Annotated in this window: 19 protein-coding genes; 10 read left to right on the plus strand and 9 right to left on the minus strand. The window is 41.7% G+C overall.

Annotated elements, in window-relative coordinates; translation table 11 throughout:
• Positions 1-67: 67 nt before the first annotated feature.
• On the minus strand, positions 68-1,141 hold the full coding sequence (gene murG, locus ACFG4S_RS22060; protein ID WP_392531135.1) for an undecaprenyldiphospho-muramoylpentapeptide beta-N-acetylglucosaminyltransferase: 1,074 nt from the start codon (positions 1,139-1,141) through the stop codon (positions 68-70).
• An 84-nt stretch (positions 1,142-1,225) separates the two neighbouring features.
• Here murG and ACFG4S_RS22065 point away from each other — a divergent pair, with 84 nt between their 5' ends.
• From ACFG4S_RS22065 to ACFG4S_RS22085, 5 genes are all read left to right on the plus strand, one after another.
• Positions 1,226-2,065, plus strand: coding sequence for a nuclear transport factor 2 family protein (locus ACFG4S_RS22065; RefSeq protein ID WP_392531136.1), 840 nt, complete (start codon positions 1,226-1,228; stop codon positions 2,063-2,065).
• Between the two features lie 208 nt (positions 2,066-2,273).
• The gene (locus ACFG4S_RS22070) at positions 2,274-3,053 is read left to right on the plus strand and encodes an SDR family oxidoreductase (protein ID WP_392531137.1); all 780 of its coding nucleotides are present in this window, start codon (positions 2,274-2,276) and stop codon (positions 3,051-3,053) included.
• 495 nt (positions 3,054-3,548) lie between these two features.
• The gene (locus tag ACFG4S_RS22075) at positions 3,549-4,019 is read left to right on the plus strand and encodes an NADAR family protein (RefSeq protein ID WP_392531138.1); all 471 of its coding nucleotides are present in this window, start codon (positions 3,549-3,551) and stop codon (positions 4,017-4,019) included.
• An 844-nt stretch (positions 4,020-4,863) separates the two neighbouring features.
• Positions 4,864-7,659, plus strand: a complete 2,796-nt coding sequence (locus tag ACFG4S_RS22080) for a GAF domain-containing protein (protein WP_392531139.1) — start codon at positions 4,864-4,866, stop codon at positions 7,657-7,659.
• Positions 7,660-8,295: 636 nt separating this feature from the next.
• Positions 8,296-9,066, plus strand: coding sequence for a hypothetical protein (locus ACFG4S_RS22085; RefSeq protein WP_392531140.1), 771 nt, complete (start codon positions 8,296-8,298; stop codon positions 9,064-9,066).
• A 76-nt stretch (positions 9,067-9,142) separates the two neighbouring features.
• Here the strand turns inward: ACFG4S_RS22085 and ACFG4S_RS22090 are convergent, their stop codons facing one another.
• Positions 9,143-9,997 carry a phosphate/phosphite/phosphonate ABC transporter substrate-binding protein gene (locus ACFG4S_RS22090; RefSeq protein WP_392531141.1) on the minus strand — a complete coding sequence of 285 codons (855 nt, stop codon included), beginning with the start codon at positions 9,995-9,997 and terminating at the stop codon, positions 9,143-9,145.
• 182 nt (positions 9,998-10,179) lie between these two features.
• Between ACFG4S_RS22090 and ACFG4S_RS22095 the strand changes: the two genes are divergently transcribed.
• From ACFG4S_RS22095 to atpC, 5 genes are all read left to right on the plus strand, one after another.
• Complete coding sequence (locus tag ACFG4S_RS22095) at positions 10,180-11,088, plus strand: DUF3365 domain-containing protein (protein WP_392531142.1); 909 nt, start codon at positions 10,180-10,182, stop codon at positions 11,086-11,088.
• A 358-nt stretch (positions 11,089-11,446) separates the two neighbouring features.
• On the plus strand, positions 11,447-11,833 hold the full coding sequence (locus ACFG4S_RS22100) for a CVNH domain-containing protein (RefSeq protein ID WP_392531143.1): 387 nt from the start codon (positions 11,447-11,449) through the stop codon (positions 11,831-11,833).
• A gap of 190 nt (positions 11,834-12,023) precedes the next feature.
• Positions 12,024-12,290, plus strand: coding sequence for a hypothetical protein (locus ACFG4S_RS22105; RefSeq protein ID WP_392531144.1), 267 nt, complete (start codon positions 12,024-12,026; stop codon positions 12,288-12,290).
• Positions 12,291-13,107: 817 nt separating this feature from the next.
• The gene (gene atpD / locus ACFG4S_RS22110) at positions 13,108-14,556 is read left to right on the plus strand and encodes a F0F1 ATP synthase subunit beta (protein ID WP_392531145.1); all 1,449 of its coding nucleotides are present in this window, start codon (positions 13,108-13,110) and stop codon (positions 14,554-14,556) included.
• Between the two features lie 139 nt (positions 14,557-14,695).
• Positions 14,696-15,109 carry an ATP synthase F1 subunit epsilon gene (atpC, locus tag ACFG4S_RS22115; protein ID WP_392531146.1) on the plus strand — a complete coding sequence of 138 codons (414 nt, stop codon included), beginning with the start codon at positions 14,696-14,698 and terminating at the stop codon, positions 15,107-15,109.
• Positions 15,110-15,253: 144 nt separating this feature from the next.
• On the opposite strand, the gene secA is transcribed toward atpC, so the two are convergent.
• The 7 genes from secA to ACFG4S_RS22150 form a co-directional block, all read right to left on the minus strand.
• The gene (gene secA / locus ACFG4S_RS22120) at positions 15,254-18,046 is read right to left on the minus strand and encodes a preprotein translocase subunit SecA (protein ID WP_392531147.1); all 2,793 of its coding nucleotides are present in this window, start codon (positions 18,044-18,046) and stop codon (positions 15,254-15,256) included.
• 359 nt (positions 18,047-18,405) lie between these two features.
• Positions 18,406-19,014 carry a cytochrome C gene (locus tag ACFG4S_RS22125; RefSeq protein ID WP_392531148.1) on the minus strand — a complete coding sequence of 203 codons (609 nt, stop codon included), beginning with the start codon at positions 19,012-19,014 and terminating at the stop codon, positions 18,406-18,408.
• Between the two features lie 315 nt (positions 19,015-19,329).
• A complete protein-coding gene (locus ACFG4S_RS22130; protein ID WP_392531149.1) occupies positions 19,330-20,322 on the minus strand; it encodes an NAD-dependent epimerase/dehydratase family protein in 993 nt (330 codons plus the stop codon).
• A gap of 92 nt (positions 20,323-20,414) precedes the next feature.
• Positions 20,415-21,170 carry a hypothetical protein gene (locus ACFG4S_RS22135; RefSeq protein WP_392531150.1) on the minus strand — a complete coding sequence of 252 codons (756 nt, stop codon included), beginning with the start codon at positions 21,168-21,170 and terminating at the stop codon, positions 20,415-20,417.
• 233 nt (positions 21,171-21,403) lie between these two features.
• Positions 21,404-22,312: an AAA family ATPase gene (locus ACFG4S_RS22140; RefSeq protein ID WP_392531151.1), complete on the minus strand. Its 909-nt coding sequence runs from the start codon at positions 22,310-22,312 to the stop codon at positions 21,404-21,406.
• 118 nt (positions 22,313-22,430) lie between these two features.
• Positions 22,431-23,501 (minus strand): bifunctional riboflavin kinase/FAD synthetase, encoded by a 1,071-nt coding sequence (locus ACFG4S_RS22145; protein WP_392531152.1) that lies wholly within the window; start codon positions 23,499-23,501, stop codon positions 22,431-22,433.
• 301 nt (positions 23,502-23,802) lie between these two features.
• Positions 23,803-24,699, minus strand: a complete 897-nt coding sequence (locus ACFG4S_RS22150) for an MBL fold metallo-hydrolase (RefSeq protein ID WP_392531153.1) — start codon at positions 24,697-24,699, stop codon at positions 23,803-23,805.
• Between the last annotated feature and the right edge of the window lie 197 nt (positions 24,700-24,896).

The raw sequence follows: 24,896 nt of genomic DNA on the forward strand, positions 1-24,896 counted from the left end.
TTTCTCGATCTCTTTGACAAAACTTAATTAAGTTAGCGACTGTGCATAGCGTCATTACGAAATTATTTTAAGTTTCTATCACCTCACGCACTAACTGCGCCAACTTTTCGGCACTATCGGGAACTGCGATCGCTTTTGCTTTTTTCCCCATCTTTACTAATTCTTCGGGTGACTGCAATAAGTTCAACACATTACTTTGCAATGTTTGTGCTGTCAACTCTGATTGCTTGAGCGTTAATGCTGCACCAGCTTTGGTAAAGACCTCTGCATTGTAGGATTGATGGTCTTCTGCGGCAAAGGGATAAGGAATCAAAATCGCTGGTAGACCACACACCGCCAATTCTGTCAAGCTACCTGCACCAGAACGACTAATGGCAATAGAAGCTCGTTGCAACAATGCTGCCATATTGTTGTAAAAAGGTAAGGCTATGTATTGTGGATGTTTGAGACTATCTGCTTGGGTGTCGCGATCGCCAGTTAAATGCACTACATAAGCACCAGCATCAAACCAAGCATTCGCAGATTCGCGCACCAACTGATTGATAGCAACTGCACCTTGGCTACCACCGAAGACGACAATTAACGGAACATCCTCAGGAATGGCTAAATCCAGCGGTGCATTAATTCCGCCATCCAGGAATTCTGCTCTTACCGGAGTGCCAACACAGACATTTCTAGCACGGGGTAAATACTTAGCAGCTACTTCAAATCCCAAGGCGACTACACTACACCAAGGGCCAAAAAAGCGAGTTACTTTACCTGGTAAAGCGTTAGATTCGTGGAAAATCACGGGTAAACCAAGAGAACGCGCCGCAATCACTGCTGGTCCTGCAATATAACCCCCTGTGGTAAACACTCCTTGAAAATTTCCCTGTTTAAGAATTCGCCTGACTTGGAAAATCGAACCCACAAGTCTAGCAAAGATGCGAATCGAAGAAATTCCAAACCCTTGCTGAAACCCTTCAACTGCAATAGTATTCAAAGGATACTGTTTAGGGACAAGTTCAGTTTCTAGCCGATTGGGTACTCCCAGCCATTCTATTTGGTAATCTGGGAGTTTTTGAGCCAGTGCGATCGCTGGAAACAAGTGTCCACCAGTCCCACTGGCAGCTATTAATAATTTTATCGGTGCGTTTGTCATCAAACCTCTACCGTTTAGCGCCTAGCTTAACTAAGATAAAACAATTTCCTTACCTTCTCTAATCAAATCAGTAAACTCTTACCAATGACTAACATTATTGCCGCTTTTGTGACACGTAAACTGAAATTGTCAACCAGCATTGGGCTGATTTCATTCCTGTTAACACTTGGTTTAACAGCTGGTTGGCAACGCACTCAAGCCAGTACATCTCAGCAGTTAGTCCAAGCTACTACAGCCCAAAATGAACCAACTGAACTGAAAAACCTTTTGACACAAATTGATGCAGCCTCAAGCAAAGGCAATGTCAAAGGAGTATTGCAATTTTACGACCCAAATTTCACTAATGGGGATGGCTTAAATCGCCAAACCCTAGAACAGTCTTTGGTTTCATTCTGGCAACGATATCCTAAATTGCGATATATTACCAAACTCCTGTCTTCAAAATCTGAAGGTAATGCCATCATTGCTGAGACACAAACAGAGATAACTGGCTTACCTGCCGGTAACAGTAATAATTTGGCTCTCAATGCCACAATTAAATCCCGTCAGCGCGTCGTTGCTGGAAAAATCGTCCGCCAAGATATTTTGTCAGAACGCACGCAAATTACTTCAGGTAACAAGCCACCGCAAATTGATATTAAATTACCACAGCAGGTAAAAGTCGGACAGAAGTATAATTTTGATGCGATCGTTCAAGAACCACTTGGTGATGATTTTCTACTGGGAACGGCGCTAGAGGAGCCCATCCAACCAGCTAAATTTCTCAACCCGACACCCGTGGATTTAGAATTACTAACATCTGGCGGACTGTTTAAAGTAGGACAAGCACCATCTGTCCCTGGTAGCCAGTGGGTTTCTGCTGTAATCCTGCGGGGTAATGGGATAACGATGGTAACTCAGCGCTTGCAAGTAGTGAATAAGTAGTTAGGGAACTCCAAGAAATAAAAATAACCGCTTGAACTGCTGACTGTTGACTGTAAACAGTGGGATATTTTTTATTTGTCAGTCCCTTGGGAGAGGCAATTAATCCCGTCTGTTAGGAGTAATAGACGACTGATGATAAATTATGAACTATGAAACTTGTGCTAATTCATAGTTCATAACTATTAACTCCTCGCTCCTAACTATTCCAATGACTTCTCTGCAAAATCAAATTATTTTGATCACTGGTGCAAGTAGCGGTATCGGTACTGCTTGTGCCAGAATCTTTGCTGGTGCGGGTGCAAAACTTATTTTAGCGGCTCGACGGTTAGAACGTTTACAGCAGCTCGCAGATACTCTCAGTCAAGATTTTAATACTGAATTTCATTTGTTACAGCTAGATGTGCGCGATCGCTCTGCTGTGGAATCTGCCATCTCTACCCTACCCCCCTCCTGGTCTAAAATCGACATTCTGATTAACAATGCTGGTTTGAGTCGCGGTTTAGACAAGTTATATGAGGGTAGTTTTGAAAATTGGGAAGAAATGATTGATACTAACGTCAAAGGTTTACTTTATCTCTCCCGTTATGTTGTTCCGGGAATGGTAAGTCGCGATCGCGGTCATGTGGTAAATTTAGGTTCCATTGCCGGACATCAAACCTATCCTGGTGGTAATGTCTACTGTGCAACGAAAGCTGCCGTCAGGGCAATTTCTGAAGGTTTAAAACAAGATTTGTTAGGTACGCGGGTGCGTGTAACTTCCGTTGACCCTGGGATGGTAGAAACGGAATTTAGCGAGGTGCGCTTTCACGGCAATACTGAACGTGCTGGTCAAGTTTACCAAGGAGTCACCCCCTTGACAGCAGATGATGTGGCTGATGTGATATTTTTTTGCGTGACGCGATCGCCCCATGTCAATATTAATGAAGTTGTGCTGATGCCTGTTGACCAAGCTAGCGCTACCTTAGTTAACCGACGAACATCAAAATAATTCATTTTAATAAAGATTAAGTTAAGCTAATTTTCTTCTAAATTGCATATTCTCTCGTTAAGACTGTCCTTTGTTGTTTTTAAATACAAATGACTAATGACCAATAACAAATGACACCCAAGAGTGATTACCAATTTAAATGTGTTTTAGCTTCTCGACACACCACAACTGTTGAAAATTAGCCGAGAAAAATTTTCAACAGCTGTGAAATTTTTGGCTCAACTTACTCTACTCAAGGACTGACGTACTCAGCTAGAGTGATTAAAGAGGAAACAGCGAATCGCCAACAGGCAAACAGGGTGTAGTGGAAAGGGAGATTTCGCCGGAAACGCAGAGGGTTGGAGGTTTCTTTTTTAAACCCCATCCAAAACTTGCTACTTGATAGTTGTAGGGTCTCTAGCTAAAACATGGAACACGCGAAAATACTATTAAGAGTTCTCTATTCCCCCAACTCTGTTCCCTTTTTTGATGAATATATAAAAGAGCAATTTTCAAATGACGATTTACTTTTATAAAGTTTGGGAGCCTTATGGCTGTTTTTCTAACTTTTCTTTCCACGGAATCTACATCCAGGGTGCTTACTGGCCAACGGTTGAGCATTATTATCAAGCACAAAAATTTGTCGGTAGCACTGATGCAGTAATTATACCCGTCATCCATGCCGCCGCTACTCCCGAAGAAGCTGCTGCCTTAGGAAGATGTGGTACTCGCCAACTACGTCAAGATTGGGATTTAGTCAAAACTCAAGTTATGCGAGAAGCTGTACTCAAAAAGTTTCTTACTCATGCTGATATTAGAGAAGTTCTTCTGATGACAGGCAATGAGATGTTAGTTGAAAATTCTCCAAACGATTATTTTTGGGGTTGTGGTACTAATCAAACAGGTCAAAACCATCTCGGTAAAATTCTCATAAGTGTACGTGAAGAAATCCGTAAGTTACTATCTTTAACGGCAATTTATGAATAATTTAATTAAAATACTTGCATTCAACATAAAATCAGCAATTAAACGGTAAATTGGCAAATTTTCTCCGCCAAAAATCTTTCACAAGTACCAAATAATTAGTTATTTTCTGGAAAAAATCTTTAGTAATTGTCTCAATGGATAGAAATAGTAAAAAGATGTTGTTAATTCGAGGAAATTATGAGGTAACTAAGTTGAGTAATATCACTGAAATAGTTTAATGATTAAGAATATAAAATTAATAGGTGTCAATGATTAAAATTTTATTAACTTTATAACTGAGACCATATTTGGAGAGTCTTTGTAATACATCAAGCGGTTTTAGATCTGTCTAAATCAACTTTAATTGACTACTGAGATCGACCAAAATATCTGATACTTGTACAAGATTCTATTATAGTATTTCCAAAGTTATTTATAATACATGTACGCAGATTGTTTTTTATGTGATGTTGGAGAGATCAACACAGAACCAAATTTTCTACAGTCTATTTTCAAAGTCAAATATTACTTTCATCTCACTTCAAAAAGGGGGATAATAAACTCTAAAAACAAACTTTTTTAAGGAGTGAGATATCTAAATACTCGATTACTTAACAAAGTTTTAAAACCTCTTTCCCAACAAAAAAGGGAAAGGATTGAAAGCTTATTTTTTGAGATTGCAGAACAACGGAACTTAGGTTTTACAGATAAGGGTGAAAAGTCAACGATACAGCTATACCAAGGCATATGTAGCATAAATTTCATGAAATAGCATAAAAATTAAGGAACTGTAAGTTGAAAATTATCATCAAAGATAGATAACTATAAAAAGTTTTTTATACTTCAGTCATGGTGTATATAAGCAATGAAATTTACCGATAAAACAAAAGCATTGCAGCACAGGTTAAACGAGAAAAATTTACTGCACCGAATGACAAAACAGATTAGGCGATCGCTCGATCTTCAAGAGATATTAGCAACTACCGTTGCCCAAGTACGGTTATTTTTGCATACAGATCGGGTAAAAGTGTATCGCTTTAATGCTGATGGTAGTGGTGAAGTCATTGCTGAATCTATTCGCCAGCAGAGTCTACCATCTCTATTGGGGTTACACTTCCCAGTCCATGATATTCCCCAAGAAGCCAGAGAAATGTTTCTGATAGCGGGGCAACGTTCGATCGTAGATGTCGCTAACGCTAAAATTGGGTTATCACCTCTACACTCACAAGAAACTGGGGAACGCCTAGAAACTAATATTTACTATCGACAGGTAGATTCTTGTCATATTCAATACTTACAGGCAATGGGTGTGCAGTCTTCCTTAGTAGTGCCAATTTTGCGTTACGACCCCAAAGAAGAATCGACAAAGCCACAATTGTGGGGATTGTTAGTATCCCATCACGCTCAAGAACGAAAGATTTTGAAGCGAGAACTGCTATTAGTGCAGCAACTTGCCGATCAGGTAGCGATCGCGATCGCTCAAAGTGAACTATTCACTGAAGCCCTTGCACAGCAACAACGAGAAGCCACTATTAATCGAGTTACCACACTGTTACATAAACTACCAACAATCCAATTGCAGGGAGCAGTAGAAGAAGTTATTACTGCCTTCGGTGGAGTAGGTGGTAGACTTTACATTCAACAAAGCGGAGAACTATACGCTTGGGGCGACCAGCCGAAACTGCCCTATGAGTTAGAAAATAATATCATAGAAGAGCATCCCACCTGGCAAAATTGGATGGCTGAACTCAAACCCGGTAATGTTTGGGCAAGTACCGACCTTTACAAAGAACCGCATTTACGAGTTTTAGCTTTAGCGTTCCGTTCTACTCCCATTCGGGGAATGATGGTGATTCCCCTACATTCCCGCGAACAATTTCTTGGTGTATTAAGTATATTTCGCTCGGAATTTGAAACAGAAATTTTATGGGCAGGACGATGTGACCAAAATCGCCGACAATTGTTACCCCAACTTTCCTTTGAGGTTTGGCGAGAGCAAAAAAAGGGGCAATCCCTTGAATGGAAACCCGAAGAAATTTTATTAGCAGAAGCCCTGTACGATCATTTCTCAATGGCAATTCAGCAGCAGCAAATGTACAAAGAGGTACAAACCCTCAATTCTAATCTAGAACTGCGAGTATACGAGCAAACTGCTGAATTGGAAAAATCATTACTACTGACCAAAGTACTCAAACAAGTCACAGAACAAATTCGCAGTACATTAGACTTGCAGACAACCCTGCAAACTATCGTCCGGGAAGTTCGCCCGATACTAAATTCAGATCGGGTATTGATTTTTCAAATCAGTACTAAATCGGTGATTGTTGAAGAAATAAATGGTGACTGGATGTCTGTTTTAGGAGTGAAAGGGCCACCAGATTGCTTTCCTGAAGACTTTATAAATCTATACTTTCAGGGTAGAGTCAGGGCTATTAACAATGTATCAACGGTTTCTTTAAGTCCTTGTCATCGAGATTTTTTAGAGAGTCTGCAAGTGCAAGCCAACTTAATTGTTCCGATTAACATCGGCATACAAGTGTGGGGATTACTAATTGCTCATCAATGTGACGCTCCCAGAAATTGGCAAGATATAGAAATTGATTTATTGCAACAATTAGGAGATCAGGCTGCGATCGCCATTCAACAAGCACAACTCTACGAACAAACTTTGACTGCGGAAACTGAAGCCAAAAATCAAGCTGCACGGTTAGAGAATACCCTGCATCAACTCCAAGAAACACAAGCAAAATTAATTCACACCGAAAAAATGTCCGCTTTGGGACAGTTGGTAGCGGGTATTGCCCACGAAATTAATAACCCCGTTAATTTTATCTATGGTAACCTTTGCCACGCCAGCGACTACACCGAACAACTACTGGAAATTTTACGACTTTATCAATTACACTATCCTCACCCCCATAGTGAAATTCGCAAAGCGATCGAAGCGATCGATTTTGATTTTTTGGTAGAAGATCTACCAAAAATCATGGAATCAATGCAAGTAGGAAGCGATCGCATCCGTTCAATAGTCCTATCGTTACGCAATTTTTCTCGCTTGGATGAGTCTGAAAACAAGCGCGTTGATTTACATGAAGGCATTGACAACACTTTATTAATTTTGCAACACCGCTTGAAAGCAAGTCCCGATCTTCCAGGTATTGAGATCATCAAAGACTATGGCGAAATACCACGAGTGGAATGCTATGCCGGACAAATGAATCAAGTATTCATGAACATTCTCAGCAATGCTATAGATGCTTTGGCAATGTGGGACGGAGAAGATAGGGTTTCCTCTAGCGATAAGGAGAAATGGCGAATAGAGGACAAGGAGAACGAGGGAACAGAGGAAGAAATAATAACCAATGTCCAATACTCAATGCCTACTATCCACATTTGCACTAAAGTCTCAGCAGACAACTCTCGTATATTGATTCGTATTAGTGACAACGGTCCAGGAATGACTCAAGAGGTGAAAAAGCGAATTTTTGACCCTTTTTACACTACCAAGCCTGTGGGTAAGGGTACAGGATTGGGATTGGCAATCAGCTATCAGATTATTGCAGAAAAACATGGTGGAATAATGGAGTGCATTTCAGAACCCGGTAAAGGTACAGAGTTCTGGATTGAGATTCCCGTCAAACCTCTAGCTAGAATCAGTTAAGCGGATGTAGGTGATGAGGGAAGAAGGGGACAAATCAATTCAAAATTCAAGCATTTTAGAACTCCTGCCTCCCAATTGTTAGTTTCAAAACTTAAAAATTCACTTAGCAATTACTCAATTCATCCCCAAGATTGATGTTAAAATTTTTAACAATAGACTAAAAAAAAGAATTAAAAGCTATTGAGGATATTCTCTATATTGAGTTAGATAAAAAATAGTTCTAAAGTAAAGTTTAGTTGCAAAAAAAATTACTTTTATCCACAAGTGCTAATCTAATAATTGAAGCCGCAAAACAGCTTCCCTGGCAGATACAACAGCTGCATATGGAATGTAGTAAGAGGTAAAAGACGCTGTTTAATTTACATCTGTCTCGTCGAAAAACTACAACACCCAACGCGAAAACTTATATTTCCTCAAATGTGGAAAATTAGGGGGCGCTGTAACTGATTTTCATTACTTGCTTACAGAAGCGATGAGAGTTAGTATATCCCTGGCTATAATCAACAAGGAGAGGAAATATTGAAGGAAGTAGATGGTTGGGTGTTGTTATGTTTAAAAATAAGTCTGAATAATGACTCCTCTAGGTGTAAGCTAAATACGAAGTTGAATAGCGAAAAATAGTTTAAATAGCGCCTTATGTCAATTATTGCGCTCAGAGCATGGTATTTACAGGATTATGAGCCAATTCCAGAATTGGAAAAACGTCCACCAGACATTCGCTTAAGCAAAAAAAGCCTATTGAGATCGGCATTGCGAGCGGACTTTTTGGAAGAAAGTGACGAAGTTAAGAAATCAACTTGGTTTGGGCGTTACCTGGAAGGCGAAGATATTGAATTTTATATTGAAGGTAGTGGTGGCTATCGCGTAGCTAACATTGACTTGATTAGTCATGAAATTTATTTCACGAAGCAAGCGTTGTTGGCTCAGTTAGAGCCAACAATTTTTTTCTCCTGTCAAACGGAGTATGCCCCAGCTAGTGATTTTCTCAGAGAGGAACTGCGAAAAAGTTTGGAAAATTTAAACTTGCGATCGCGCCTTCCCCTAACATTAGTAGAATCCTCTCGCCCCAGCAACGCTACTCTACGGATTAATCGGACTATTATGCGAAAAATCCGTAAGAGTTTGTTATTTATCGCTGACACCACACCCATTGCAAATATTGATGGAAAAGAAACCGCCCAACTAATTCCTAGCCCGAATGTCTGTATTGAAATTGGCTATGCTATCCAAAGTAAGCGATCCGAACAGATTCTCTTAGCACAAATGCAACGCCCAGATTTTGAAGGACAATTTCCTTTCGACTTACCCACACAGCAAATTTTACAATTCCAAGACATCAAAGAACTCAATCAAATCCTGACACCAACGATTCAAAACCAGCTAGCAAGATTCAAATTGTTTTTTTGAATGGGCATTGAATAATTATCATTTGCCATTTATTAATACATTTGCCATTTATTAATAAATGACAAATGAGAAATTATTAAAACAAACGCACAGGTTTTTTTTGCAGATTAGACGTAATCGAACTGACTCGATCGACCACAGAAATCATGTATTTATAATCCGGTACTTGTCCATTAGGTACATACCCGACTTCTTCAGCTAAGCCTGAAGGTGGCTCGCTCATCACTTTGCGGATGAACTCTTGACGGTTGCGTTCTATATTCGGTCCAATCAAGACTACACCTAGTGGTACATAGTGAAGGTCTTTAAAGATTACACGAAATTCGGTCTGACTCAACTGTGAACCGTAAAGACTCAACTCAGCCTCTGAGACCGCACAGGCGATCGCTTTTCCTTGGGCTACTAATTCCAACCCTGCTTTTGGTGTGGGCGCAAACAAGATTTCAGCCAGTGTTGTACCATAAAGATTGTAAAGAGGAAAATAATATCCTGTTGCTGAACCTAACTGACCTAAAGCTACTGTTTGACCTTGTAGCTGTTTCAAGTCGGTTATCGCATTATCTTTGCGAACAACGAAAATTGAACGTAAATTACTAATACCTATTAAAGGAAACAGAGGAATATATTGATGGCGTGCGATCGCAATAGCCGCTAAACCTGGTGGAGCAAATACTAATGACCAAGCACGATCTTTAAGGCGCTGAACCGCTTGATTTTCATTAAAAGCAGGTTCTAGTTGAATATATGAGTTTGTTTTTTCACCTAAATAACTATTGAATTTAGCATATTGTTTAATTATCTGTTCGCCTCCACCATAGTTAAGAACACCAACAGTTAATGTACCTTGAAACTTTCGTGGCGATCCGCAACTAGCGAATGTAAAACCTAACAGATTAAACAGAAAGAAACGACGGGAGAATCGCAAAAACATCACTAATTATGGTTATGTAAATAACTTTGTTTTCAGAACTAATTTAGATAAGCTTCATTGCTACTGATATCGGTGTTATTCCAAACAAAAAATTAATATTTATTAACTCATTGATTAGCGCCTTGATAACAGGTATAAATAGATATTAAACAAGCTCAGATACTACCTTCGTTGCTTAGGTTATGTTAAACAACATTACGTTAAAAAACTTAAAAATAGGCGCTAAATTTAACTTACTTTTAATATTAGTTTTCATAGTCAGTATTTTGGGAAGTGGTATTGCCTTATCCAGTGTACTTCAGGGGAGAGCGCAAAATGAAGTAGCTTCTCAAGCACAGATTTTGATCCAAATGGTGAACGCAGTTAGAGACTATACACAAAATCGTATAGATCCTCTATTAGAACCCAGATTAGACATTAATCCGACATTCATGCCTGAAGTAGTACCAACTTTTTCCTCTAAAGAGGTTTTTGAAAATTTTCGTAAAAAGCCTGAATATAAAAACTTTTTTCATAAGGATGCAACACTTAATCCAACTAATTTAGCGGATAAAGCCGATAATTTTGAAAGTCAACTTGTAGAGCGTTTTCGCAACGACTCTAATAATCGAGAAATTACAGGGTTTCGCAATTTACCAGAAGGCGAAGTATTTTTTATAGCGCGACCACTAAGGATTACACAACAAAAATGCTTGCGATGTCATTCTACACCAGATCAGGCTCCTAAGACTCAGTTGGCAACTTATGGCTCAGAAAATGGTTTTGGCTGGCAACTCAATCAAATTGTTTCTGCTCAAGTAATCTCTGTTCCTTCAGAAGATATTTTTGCTAATGCCAAAAGAACCTGGATATTGATTATGGGACTTTTGATTACTATATTTGCGATTATAATTTTCTTAATTAATTTCTTAATTAAAAAAACTGTGATTCAGAGAATCAGAAGAATAGAAAGAATTGCACAAAAAGTTAGCACTGGTGATATGAGTGCTGATTTTGAGGAGATATCTAATGATGAAATTGGTGGTTTGGCAGAAGCATTTAATCGTATGAAAGCTAGCTTAAAAATAGCTTTGGATATGCTGAACAACTAGAGCTAAAATCATTTTGGGTTTTCGAGACACGATAAATCGTGGTCTCTACAAGTGTTTTGGTCTTATCCGAAATAGATTATAGTGTTTTACGTACCGCTACTTCAATATGACTAATACCAATACTCAGGTATAGGACTACTGTTTGATTTTTGAAAAATATGTATAGTGTGTATTAAAGCACAAGAACATTACGGTTGCTAAGTTAGAAATTTCATCATACAGCACCCTACCGTACTTAATTTTGTTCAAAAATTAAATAGGAATTTTATAGTTAAAAACTATTATCTTTAAGTGTAGAAAAATACAACAGTATAAAATTTTCTCTTGGTTGGTTTAATCCATTTAAAAACAGAGAAATATGCTGAAAATTTGTGTAACTTTTTTGTGTGCCATCTTCCTGAGCTTTAATTTAGCGATCGCTAACGCTTGGGCAACTGGTCAATTTTCTCAAACCTGTGAGAACATTACTGTTGAGGGTTCAACCCTAACGGCTGATTGTGAAAAAGCCGATGGATATACTCTTTCTACAACTTCTATCGACTTAAATCCATATATCGCCAATCTTGATGGAACTTTGAGTTGGGATGGAGATAAGTTTGCTTTGACCTGCAACAATGTTGGCTTAGCTGGTAAAAGCAGACTCCGTGCTGAGTGCGAAAGAGCCGACGGAGAAACATATCTCGGAACATACATCAATCTTGATGAACATGTTGCCAATATTGACGGCAAGCTAAAGTTTGAATAACCTAGAACAGTCACCATCTTCTAATCCCAAATTGGAAAAGGAAGTATTAGGGACTTCCAACAAATAAACGATCTAATCTTGTAGGGTAAGCATCTTATCTGCGTTTTAGAGTGCGTAGACGAAGCGCCAACCCCACAATTAATAATTGGATAATCTCAGGGTGCAATCTACTTAAAAAAGGCCGAATATTATGTCAGATCAATTCACGTTTACCGTTACCAATAATACCGATCTAGCAATTACAGAGTTGTGGGTATCTCTTGATGATGAAGAATGGTCTCAATTTACCCTTTCTGAAGAGGGGATTCCTGTGGGTGAAACAGTAACAATTGCTTGGGCGGAATATACGAATGATTCGCCCTGTGAATGGTATATCTCTGCTGTATATGAAGATGAATCAGAAAGTGATTCAGCCTTATTTAACTTCTGTGAAGAACCAGATCTAGCATTCGGATAAAATTCCCGGCGTTACTACATAATGGGATGATTGGATCTGACATGGAGACACAGTGATTATGTATTGATCCAAATTCTCAAATCCTCCCGCAATTATGCAACGCCAATTTTCCAATACCTGATACTAAAATTTTAGGGGTGGTTATATAACCATCCCTTTATTTTTCTGATATTAGAAATTCATAAGCTATTGTTCGGGGAAATTGTGAGGATAAAGTCAGAGCCGCTTGGCTGTTTCTACTTTTATATTAAGGATATTTAGAAGATTTGAAAATGTAGTTTCTACATAAGTTTCATGCAATCAATCTATCCAAAGGTAAGAAAAGAAATTAATGTCACTCTTTACTGTTGACTAAAATGCCTATTTAATAGGGGAAATTTTGCTGAATCTGCTTTCATAAATGTAAAAATGTATACCATGAAACTATATATTAGTAATTTTAGTAATTTAATGATTTGTTTAATTCCGAAATAGTATGCAGAGCATTTGGATTAATTATTTGAATGAAATGGCATGGCGCTGCTCTTTCTGCGATCGCTAGAGAGGGCAGATTTTTTCTGTAAATTCTGTGTTGGCGATATCTACCAAGGGCTGCGCCTACGCAGATACACCATTTTTTAGTTTGAAAGCACATTATCATAACATTCACCCCAGATCCAACAAAAACTTAGCCTAATCGCAATCCCAAGCTACGAGTCTTAAGAATCAATTTAAGGCGAAGGTGGGGGCGTTCAGTGCTAACCTGAAAGATGACATTGCTTAATCTTATGTCTTCAACGACCTTATCTGAAATATAGCTTCAATCATTAGGCGCAGCATGGTCACAACCGCAGAAAAAACAAACATAGGCTACATTACCCAAATCATTGGTCCAGTTGTAGACGTTAAATTTCCCGGCGGGAAATTGCCCCAAATCTACAACGCTTTAACCATCAAAGGCACTAACGAAGCTGGACAGGAAATCAACCTCACTGTTGAAGTACAGCAACTGCTGGGCGACAACCAAGTGCGGACTGTTGCCATGAGCTCCACCGATGGCTTAGTGCGTGGTCTGGAGGTCGTCGATACAGGCGCTCCCATCAGCGTGCCAGTTGGTAAAGCCACCTTGGGTCGCATTTTCAACGTCCTTGGCGAACCCGTGGACAATAAAGGTCCTGTAAATGCTGAGGCAACTTTACCTATCCACCGCTCTGCTCCCAAATTCACTGACCTGGAAACCAAACCTTCGGTGTTTGAAACTGGGATTAAAGTTGTTGACCTCCTGACACCCTATCGACGCGGCGGTAAGATTGGTCTGTTCGGCGGTGCTGGTGTTGGTAAAACCGTGATCATGATGGAGTTGATTAACAACATCGCGACTCAGCACGGTGGAGTATCTGTTTTTGCAGGTGTGGGCGAACGCACCCGTGAAGGCAATGACCTCTACAACGAAATGATTGAATCTGGAGTAATCAACAAAGACAATCTTAACGAGTCGAAGATTGCTCTAGTTTACGGTCAAATGAATGAGCCACCCGGAGCAAGAATGCGGGTTGGTCTTTCCGGGTTGACGGTGGCAGAATACTTCCGCGATGTCAACAAACAAGACGTACTGCTGTTTATTGACAACATCTTCCGCTTTGTGCAAGCAGGTTCAGAAGTGTCAGCCCTTCTGGGTCGGATGCCTTCAGCGGTAGGATATCAGCCCACATTGGGTACTGACGTGGGTGAACTGCAAGAGCGGATTACCTCTACAACCGAAGGTTCTATTACCTCCATTCAAGCAGTGTACGTACCAGCGGATGACCTCACCGACCCCGCACCTGCTACCACCTTCGCTCACTTGGACGGAACCACAGTACTGTCTCGTGGTTTGGCAGCTAAGGGAATTTACCCCGCAGTTGACCCCCTTGGTTCCACTTCCACCATGCTACAGCCCAATATTGTCGGTGATGAACACTACAATACTGCTCGGGCTGTACAATCAACTCTGCAACGCTATAAAGAACTCCAAGACATTATTGCCATTCTCGGTCTAGATGAATTGTCTGAAGAAGACCGTCTGATCGTGGCACGCGCTCGGAAAGTTGAGCGTTTCTTGTCCCAGCCGTTCTTCGTAGCAGAAGTATTCACTGGTTCTCCTGGTAAATACGTCAAGTTGGAAGACACCATCAAAGGGTTCCAAAAGATTCTGTCTGGTGAGTTGGATGACCTGCCAGAACAGGCTTTCTACTTGGTTGGCGATATTAACGAAGCGATCGCCAAAGCTGAAAAAATCAAGGGTTAGTCATTAGTCATTAGTCACTCGTACTGAGCGTAGTCAAAGTATTGGTCATTAGTCATTAGTCATTAGTTCAACTGCTAATGACTGATGGCAATTGCGAAAGACAAAGGACAAAAGACAACGGACAAAGGACAAAAGACAAATGACATTAACCGTTCGTGTAATTTCCCCAGATAAAACAGTCTGGGATGCCCCAGCTGAAGAAGTAGTTTTGCCTAGCACTACTGGTCAGTTAGGGATTTTAACTGGACACGCACCACTGCTGACCGCTCTGGATACAGGTGTGATGAGAGTTCGTGCAGCTAAAAATCAGAATTGGCAAGCGATCGCTCTTTTGGGTGGCTTTGCCGAAATTGAAGAAAATGAAGTGACAATTCTGGTAAACGGCGCTGAACGTGGCGACAAAATTAACCTTGAAGAAGCCCGTGCTGCTTACAACCAAGCAGAAGCACGTCTAAATCAAGTTACAGCAGACGATCGCCAAGCACAAATCCAAGCAAACCAAGCCTTCAAACGTGCCCGCGCTCGGTTTCAAGCCGCTGGCGGTTCGGTCTAATTTTACAAAGAAGTAGTCAAACTCTAATAAATGCACTACTAGCATACAACAAAGACGCAAAGCCACTATTAGCGCTTCTGCGTCTTTCCTGTATGAAATCTTTTCCCTAGTCTCTGGTGAGTACTCAGCACTCAGCACTCATGATTACACCATCTCCGACGAAGCCTGTACCATTGGCTGAGGCTGGGGCTGGAACATAAATAACGAGTACACTACATCTCGGCGAATATTCACCATCATATCTAAGAACAGTTCATAGCCCTCGCTCTTGTACTCAATGAGTGGATCTTTTTGACCGTAACCACGTAATCCCACCGATTCCCGCAAGGCATCCATTTGTTGCAGGTGTTCTCGCCATAAAGTATCAATGCGTTGCAAAATGAAGAAGCGTTCAGCTTGGCGCATCAGTCCGGGTTGCACTTGGTCAATCTGGGCTTCTTTGAGATCGTAAGCAATTCGCACTTGTTCGTGGAGAAAGGCTTTAATCTCAGTTACAGACATATCTTCTAAGTGACTAGCCTGCATATCAGCTAGGAGATAGACAAATTCTTTGACTTTCTCAACCAACTTTTCTAACTCCCATTCTTCGGAAGGGAGATCTATATTGATGTAGTAGTCAACGATGTCATCCATCGTTTTTTCGGCGTATTTAATCACTTGTTCTTTCAAGTCTTGACCTTCTAATACGCGACGACGTTCGGCGTAAATAGCACGACGTTGATTATTCATCACTTCGTCATACTCAAACACCTGCTTCCGAATGTCATAGTAGTAGGTTTCGACTTTTTTCTGTGCGCCTTCCAAACTGCGGGTAAGCATCCCAGATTCGATAGGCATATCTTCTTCGACGTTGAAGGCCTCCATTAACCCAGCAACGCGATCGCCACCAAAAATCCGCAGTAAGTTATCTTCTAAACTGAGGAAAAATCTTGTGGTTCCAGGGTCGCCTTGTCTACCGGCACGTCCCCGCAACTGGTTGTCAATCCGCCGAGATTCGTGGCGTTCTGTACCAATCACGTGCAAACCACCGATTTCCACTACCTCATTATGCTCTCGGTCGGTGAATTGTTCGTATTCCTGCTTAACACGCTTATATGCTTCCCGCAACTTTTGAATTACAGGGTCCTCGATGGGAGCTTTTTCGGCGGCTACAGCTACCTTTTCTTCAGCTTCTAGTTCCGGTAAACTGCGCTCGCCATACTCGCGCACCGCAATTTCTACTGCATTTTTGAGTAGCTGTTCTGTTTCTTTTGTCAACTGAGTGGGGAAAATTTCCGGTGAAGCCCGCCAAGTTTTGACTTTTTTACCAGGGACAAAACCTTGGCCACCACCATGTCCTGTAGGTAATCCGGCAGGTCTTTGAACGCCAAAGGCATCTTCATCTTCTGGCATCACGATGCGGGGCATAAAGTATTCCCGCAGTTTTAGACGCGCCATGTATTCGGAGTTACCACCGAGAATGATATCTGTACCTCTTCCTGCCATGTTAGTAGCGATAGTCACAGCCCCTTTCCGCCCTGCCTGAGCGACGATTTCCGCCTCCCGTTCCACGTTTTCGGGTCGGGCATTTAGCAATTCATGGGGAATTTCTAGCTCCTTCAACAGTCGGCTGAGATATTCAGATTTTTCTACACTAGTGGTTCCCACTAATACAGGTCTGCCTAGTTGGTGCATTTCGGCACATTCTTTAGCGATCGCACCCCACTTACCTGCTTCTGTCTTAAAGACCATATCAGACAAGTCTTCACGTCTTCTGACTTGGTTAGTGGGAATTACCGTGACTTCTAATTTGTAAATTTTTTCAAATTCCGGTTCTTCTGTTTTTGCCGTTCCCGTCATTCCCCCAAGTTTTGGATACAGCAAGAACAGGTTTTGATAAGTAATTGTCGCAAGAGTTTGAGTTTCTGGCTGAATTTCTACGTGTTCTTTGGCTTCAATTGCCTGGTGTAGTCCATCACTCCAACGCCGTCCGGGTAGCACCCGACCAGTAAATTCATCTACAATCACCACTTCCCCATTCCGGACGATGTAATTTACGTCTTTCAGGAAAAGTTCTTTAGCTTTAATTGCATTGAAAACAAAGTGCGCCCAAGGATCTTCCGGGTCAAATAAATCTGTGACTCCCAAAAGATTTTCGGCTTCTGCAAAGCCTTCATCTGTCAATAGCACGTTACGAGCTTTTTCATCTACATCGTAATGCTCGTCTTTTTTAAGAGTTGATGCTATTTCCGAGGCTTGCAGATATTTTTCTGTCGGTCTTTCCACCTGCCCAGAAATAATCAGCGGTGTCCGCGCTTCATCAACTAAAATCGAGTCTACCTCGTCAATTACGCAGTAATTGAACGGCCTTTGCACCACATCTTTCATATCTGTGGCCATATTGTCCCGCAGGTAGTCGAAACCTACCTCACTGTTGGTAACATAGGTGATATCGCACTCATAATTTTTCTGGCGTTCAGTGGGAGTCATGCTTGACTGGATTAGCCCCACACTCAGCCCTAAAAATCGATGCACCTGTCCCATCCATTCGGCATCCCGACGAGCCAGGTAATCGTTCACAGTGACAACGTGTACACCTTTACCACTAAGTGCATTCAAATAACTTGGCAAGGTGGCTACTAATGTTTTCCCCTCACCCGTTTTCATTTCGGCAATTTGCCCTACATGCAAAATGATACCGCCAAGCAATTGGACATCAAAGTGCCGTAATCCTAACACTCGCCGTCCTGCTTCCCGGACAACAGCGTAAGCTTCTGGTAAGATATCATCCAGAGTTTCGCCTTTGGCGATTCGTTGTTTAAATTCTGCGGTTTTACCTTTTAACTCGTCATCGGAAAGAGCTTTAATTTCTTCCTCTAAAAGGTTAATTTCTAGTTTAGAAGGTTCGTATTTTTTCAGCTTACGAGCGTTGGGATCGCCCAACAATAATTTTAGCATGGCAGGTTATCGAACTGAATCAAGGGGGATGGGGATTAAAGGTTTGGTATTGATTATAAACATTTAACCCACTCAACATTCTTAGTTTTGAATGGGTATGAAATGAGAATTCACTCCAAAACAGGAGAAAAACTAGTCAATCAGTTTCTTAAATGATTGGTTTTAACTCTTATCTTATATTTACTCTTTCTTCATAGTATCATTTTGGACTCAGATGGGCATTGGGCAAAGCAGTTCCGAGTGCTGAGTGCTGTACATGGATAGCGGGGCGTTTAGCCCGTGCTGAGTTCTGAGTGCTGAGTTAGGAGTTAGTATTATCTCCTCTGCCCCTCCGCTCCTCTGCCCCTCCGCCCCTCTGCCTATTCTTGGCTAAGACGGCGGAAGTTGTAGTCATTAGCACTGGGATGACAGCTGATACAGCTACCAATTTGAACGGGACGTGGTAGCTTAACTCCTGGATGCAAAGCTTTGAAATAACGCGAGTTGTTGACGCGATAAGGTGTTTCTTCGTCGTCTAGCTGGACACGGGAGAAAGTCAAAAGATATTTCCACACTAAGATACGGGGCGGATCGACTAAAGGCTTGAGTTGTGCCCCATAGTGCTGGGAGTCTTCTAGAAGATTTTTCCAAGTTTGGGTGGGTAAAACAGCTGGTGGTAAGGCTATGTGACAGGTAGAGCAGTTTTCTAAATACAGTTCTTGCCCCAATTTGTACTGTGCCGGAACTACATCAACTGTGCCAATTTCAGCGGCGGGAGTAGCACCTTGGGCGTTAGTTACTAAGGCTAGAAGCCACCCCATAGCCAGACTCCAGGTGACAATTACCAAAAGTAAACCGAAAAATTGGCGTTTGAATTCACGTTCGGCGCTTTGGTGTAGCGTTTGGCGTTGGCGTAGCCGGTCGTAGGCATCTCTCTCAGGCTGGCGCTTTCTCCCATCACGGGATTTGCCTTTAACAAAAATTGACATTCCTCACATTCCCAGATAATTAGAAATGGCGCTTGTGTTAATCATAGGACTTATGCGGTATTAGAAGTGTTTCAGATTATGCCTAAGTAGTTTTGCCAAGCTGCTCATCCATCTGTGACATGCACAAGAGTAGTATAAATCTCTATTCAGCGCCCCACTGACTATGCAAGGAAAAATTTCCTAAGCTGAAGTGCGTCTAAATTTTTATAATCGTTGATGGTTGTAACTTCGATCGCTTTCATCTGTTATTCACTTCATTTTGTAGGAGATCCTAACACGCCCAATATCTCCTATGGGTGCTGAATTCTGAGGATTTTACTCTAAAAAATAAGTTCCTAACTCTTTTATTCTCTCTACCCAAACTTTCACTTCATCAGCGACTTTATATTTCCATTCAAGTTGGAGTACCTCTCTAGTATGAGAGTCATCAAATATAACTTTATCTTTGTTTTCAAAGACTGGTGCAACGAATTCTACCCGAGCAGCTTCCGCAAACAAAGTTGACATTTGGCTAATACTTAAATTTTCCGGCGCAGCAAGGTAATGTCCTCCTTTGGAGCCTTTTCGGGCTGCAGCAATATAGCAGTCTGCTAAATCTTCAACATGAATCCACGCCGTCATAAAATCTGGTGGAAATGGCTGATAGCCTTGGTGTGGTTTCCCTGTAATGAACTGCTGAATTGCAAAATCCCAGAAACTGCCACGAGTTGGTGCTGAACCATACACTGATGAAGGATAGACAATGGAAGCGTTACCTCCATTGCTGATATATTCTTCTACTAGCGCATCTTTCAACACATTTACACCTACTAGTAAGTCAATACATACTAAATATTCGGGACGTGTATAACCTTTTGGTGGAGGTGTTTCTGTTATTCTTCCTCCATTGGCGGTAATCAAAGAGAAATTACCACTAGTTGTAATTACATGAATATCTGGTGAAACTGCTCTAGCACCGTGTAAAGCTGCTTCTAATGCTATGCGGTCTTTCGCAAATTGAGCTTCTTTAGTTGGCTCTGGAGGTATGTGCCACGCTAGATTAATTACCGTTGTAATATCATGCTTGCGAATTGCTTCTGCAACATCATTGCTGGAAATTTCTATCTTTTGAGAGCGGATTATTTTCTTGCAGAAAGGCTTTATACCCTCAATATCACTACTTCGACGCACAAGTGCGAATACGGCACAATCTTGTGTCTGAGAAAGCTTACGGCACAGTGCCCCGCCAATATAGCCGGTTGCACCTAGAATTAAGATATTTTTCACGGCAGAGCTTTTTTCGGATGAAGATTCTTTGGTCTCTGACATATTTTAAAGTTGTAGCTAATGCAGATTTTAAATACTTACAACATAGTGGTTAAGACAAATATTAAGAAAGATGTAACTAATGCATAGCGATTTCAAAATTCTCTTAAGAGTCTGCCACACCCATAAACTCGATCTTGGATGTCGTTATAGCGTAAGGCATACCACCAGGTTGCTGCATTAATGGCAATTATCGGCTTTCCCAGCCATCGCTCTGCTTCGTCAGCTAGGCGGATCGCGCTCAAATTAGTACCCATCTGCACGATACATTCTATATCATCACCATCGAGTTTCTGAAGATATTTGCGAAGAGCATCTTCAGAAACCTCGGCGATGGAGATTGCAGTGGGGCAACGAAGCCCCTTCAGGCGGACAACCTCCACTCCGATGTCATTGAAAAAACGGGATATTCTTTCGTCGGCCACAGGCTGATAAGGGGTGATGACTGCAATCTTGTTGATTTTGAAAGCTTCGAGAGCTGCTTTACATGCCGAGGCACACGAAGCCACCTCGATACCAGCATAGTCCTCGATCCGTTTCACGAAGGTTCTATTGCCTTCAAACCCTTCCCAAATAGTTTCGGCACTCATTGCCATAATTAGATAGTCTACACCTGCGGTCATCACGCGATCGATGGCGAAGAGAATTTCATCGCCCATTTCCTTCAAAAGACGCACCATCTTTTCGTCACTACTCAAGTCCTGGTTACGAATATGAATTCGGGACATATGAGAGGTAACACCTGGTACAGCCATTGCGTGAAAATCTGGTTCGACAATCGTGTTTGTGCTTGGCGCAAGTACCCCAAATTTCTTGCGCCATCCTAACGCATCCTTGATTGTGGAAGTCATTTTATCCCGTCACTGAGTAACAAACAATCTTCATGATTTCACATTTGGGAAATTTTCCGCTAGTTTTTAGTAGACCAAAAAATTTGGCGATCGCTTAGCGAAATCGGTTCTATAAACCAAAGTTGAGATTGGGTTTTTAACCTTACTCACTAGAAAAATTAGCTAAAATTTCTCGAATTTCACGCACAAATTGAACCAGGATCGGGAATCTAAAGTTCATATGAACTCTTGCATTAAGGAATGGGAAGCGATCGTAATAATCGCTCAACCACAGTTCTCACGTTGCGTCCTCCTCTGGGAATCAGGCGATGGCACATAACATGAGGAACAAGAGATTTGACATCATCCGGAATGGCATAATCACGCCCTAATAAAAAAGCTAAGGCTTGGGCAGCTCGTTGTAATGCTACTGTGCCACGGGGACTGACGCCAAGGGCGATTTCTTCATCTTGGCGTGTTGCCCGCACCAATTCGAGGATGTACTGTTGCAGGGAGGTTGCCACTTTGACTTGAGAACAGAGGTAACGTAATTCTTGTACTTCTGCCAAAGTAATGCAAGGCTGTAAGTCAGCAACTTTTACACCATTTTGCAGATTTTGTAGCATCTGGAGTTCTTCCGTCTCAGAAGGATAGCCCAAGCTCAATGACAACATGAACCGATCCATTTGCGCTTCCGGCAAGGGAAAAGTACCTTGATACTCAATAGGGTTTTGAGTGGCAATCACAAAAAACGGCTGGGGAACTGGACGAGAAACACCATCGACTGTTACCTGATGTTCTTCCATAACTTCCAGCAAAGCTGACTGAGTGCGAGGTGTAGCACGGTTGATTTCGTCAGCTAGTAGCACATTGGCAAAGACTGGCCCAGAAAGAAAACTAAATTCGCCGCTTTTTGGGTTCCAGATGTTAGTCCCAGTGATGTCAGTTGGCAGTAAATCGGGGGTGCATTGCAGACGTTGAAACTTGCCATCCACTGAACGAGCTAAGGATTTAGCAAGCAGGGTTTTGCCTACACCAGGGACATCTTCTAACAGGGCATGACCACCACCTAGTAGAGCTACTAGCACTAAGCGTATTGTCTCAGTTTTGCCAACGATGGTAAGACTCAGATTTTGTGTTAAAGCGTCAATTTTTTCTCTCATGCAGGGTGGGGAGTTAGGAATTGGGAATTGAGCATTGGGCACTGTTGGGAGAGATAAATGAATAACCCATACCCAATGCCCTATCTATTGTTCCCACTCAGCACTCAACACTCAACACTCAACACTCAGCACTCAGCACTCGTTTAGCCGCTATGCAGTCAAGTTGAATTTGTGTTTTCAAGGCTTCTAGAGAAGGAAATTTTTGTTCGGGGCGCAAAAATTTGACTAGTTCCACAGTCAGTTTTTTACCATACAAATCACCAGACCAATCGAACAAATGTACTTCCACAGATGAAGAGACACCATTTACAGTTGGACGGTTACCAATATTCATGACGCCCAAGTTCTGAATAGGATTGGTATCTGGTGTTTCACTGAGAATAAAAACTCGGACAGCATAAACTCCTTGGCGGGGCAAAAACTTTTCTTTTGGTATTTGGAGGTTGGCGGTGGGAAAACCAATGGTTCTACCGAGTTGCTGACCTTGAACGACTACACCAAGAAGAGTGTAGGGGCGTCCTAGTAGTAGATTGGCGTTTTCGATGTCACCGTGTTCAAGGCTTTGGCGAATCAATGAAGTGCTAATGCGGCCATCCTGAGTTGTAGTACTGGTGCAACTGCTGTGGGTAGATGAGTCGCCTGTATAAGTTTGTAAGGGAACAATGGTAACGGGAATATTGAAGTTGGCGGCGAGTAATTGCAAATCTTTAGCAGTGCCACTGCGTTTTTTCCCAAAACAAAAATCTTCGCCGATACTAATTCGCTGGCATTGCAGTTGTTGCACGAGAATTTTTTCTACAAATTCTTCGGGGCTTAAAGCAGATAATTCTTTGTCAAATGGTAGTAATACCAGTTGTTCTACCCCAAGCGATCGCAATTGTTGGACTTTTTCATCCAGTGGCGTTAATAAAGTCCGGGGTTGTCCAGTAAAAAACTCCTGTGGATGGGGGTCAAAGGTGACAACTGTCGAGTAAATGTATTGCTGATTTGTCAGTTGTTGATTTTCATTGGACTGTGTACTACTGACAACTGACAACTGACCACCAGGCTGCAATACTGGTCCAATTACCCTTTGATGACCAAGATGTACACCGTCAAATTTGCCAAGTGCAACAGCAGTCGGCGTTAGCAGCCCTTCTGTGGAAGAAGCAACCCACACAGAACACCCATTTTGAGACAAATTTAGCACGTGGATTCTGAGATTTTAGGTTTATTTTAGCTATCAGCAGGAAGCTACCTTATGGTAAACCGCTTTGAGGAGGACAGTTTTTCTAGTACTAACTTGTCATTTGTCCTTTGTCATTTGTAAATAACCAATGACCAATGACCAATAACCAGTGTGTCCTCATGTTGTCGCCTTTCTTCTGTAGTTGGCACTGCGACAACCTGGGCAGCGCTGTTTTACCATATAGCCAACAGGTAAGCTCTCGCGCTGAAAGCTTCTGATCACCAATCTAATCTAAAATCTATAATTGCTTCGATCGCAACCTTTAGACAGAAAACTTGCTAACAGGAATAGATTCTGATAAGGAAAGTGAGGTAGAAACTTGGAGAACGATTCCCTCCCGTGCCATGATAGCACCGGGGAATTTCGTAGCTGCTTGTTTCCCTACACGATCTAAAAAGTCGTCATTGTGCCCTGGGTCATGATGGTAAATCACCAAAGTTTTGACATTAGCAGCTTGCGCGACTTTTATCGCTTCTTGCCAGGTTGAATGTCCCCAGCCAATTTTCGGGGATGTTGGCGAGTGATATTCCTCGTCAGTGTAGGTGGAATCGTAAATTAGGATGTCGGCATTACGAGCTAGCCAAAGCACATTGTCATCAAGTCGGTCGGGAAAATGTTCAGTATCAGTAATGTACACAGCAGCACCATCACGCCAGTTGACGCGGTAGCCAACGGACTCACCTGGATGATTTAAAGGTGCTGTTTCTACGGTAACCTCATCGATATCTATTGGTTGCCCCGGTCGAATATCGTGAAAAGTTAAATTAGCTTGCATAATCTGCAAGGGTACGGGAAAGTTCGGGTGGAGCATCTGGTCATTGAGGCGCTGTTCTATGGTAGAACCATCAGGAGCGATCGCGCCGTAAATATGAAAGTCATTCCCCTTCACAAATCCTGGAAGAAAGAAGGGAAAACCCTGCATGTGGTCCCAGTGCGAGTGGGTAAAAAATATATGAGCTTCTAAGGGCATTTGGCGCAATAAAGATTGCCCCAAAACATGTAGTCCTGTGCCACCATCGAAAATTAAGCGTTTACCGCCCACTTGCATCTCAACGCAAGGGGTATTACCGCCGTAACGAACGGTGTGTGGTCCTGGACTGGGGATGCTGCCGCGAACCCCCCAAAATTGCACGGTAAATTGGTTCTCTATCCTAGACATGGGTGTTGCTTGCTGGACTGAGCGGGCGATAAATGGAACAATTGTTACTTGTTTTGTTTAAGTTTATGCTGTCTCACCGATTTTGGTAGGGGAGGATTAGAGGGAAGATTTCTTGGTAAAACAGCATACCTTGTTTCTGGCTGATTGTGTAAATTTGGATGACTCACTCTAAACGAGAATTATCAAGTTTTTGGGTG

It is taken from the genome of Nostoc sp. C117 (assembly GCF_043099735.1).
In the GTDB taxonomy this organism is placed as follows: domain Bacteria; phylum Cyanobacteriota; class Cyanobacteriia; order Cyanobacteriales; family Nostocaceae; genus Nostoc.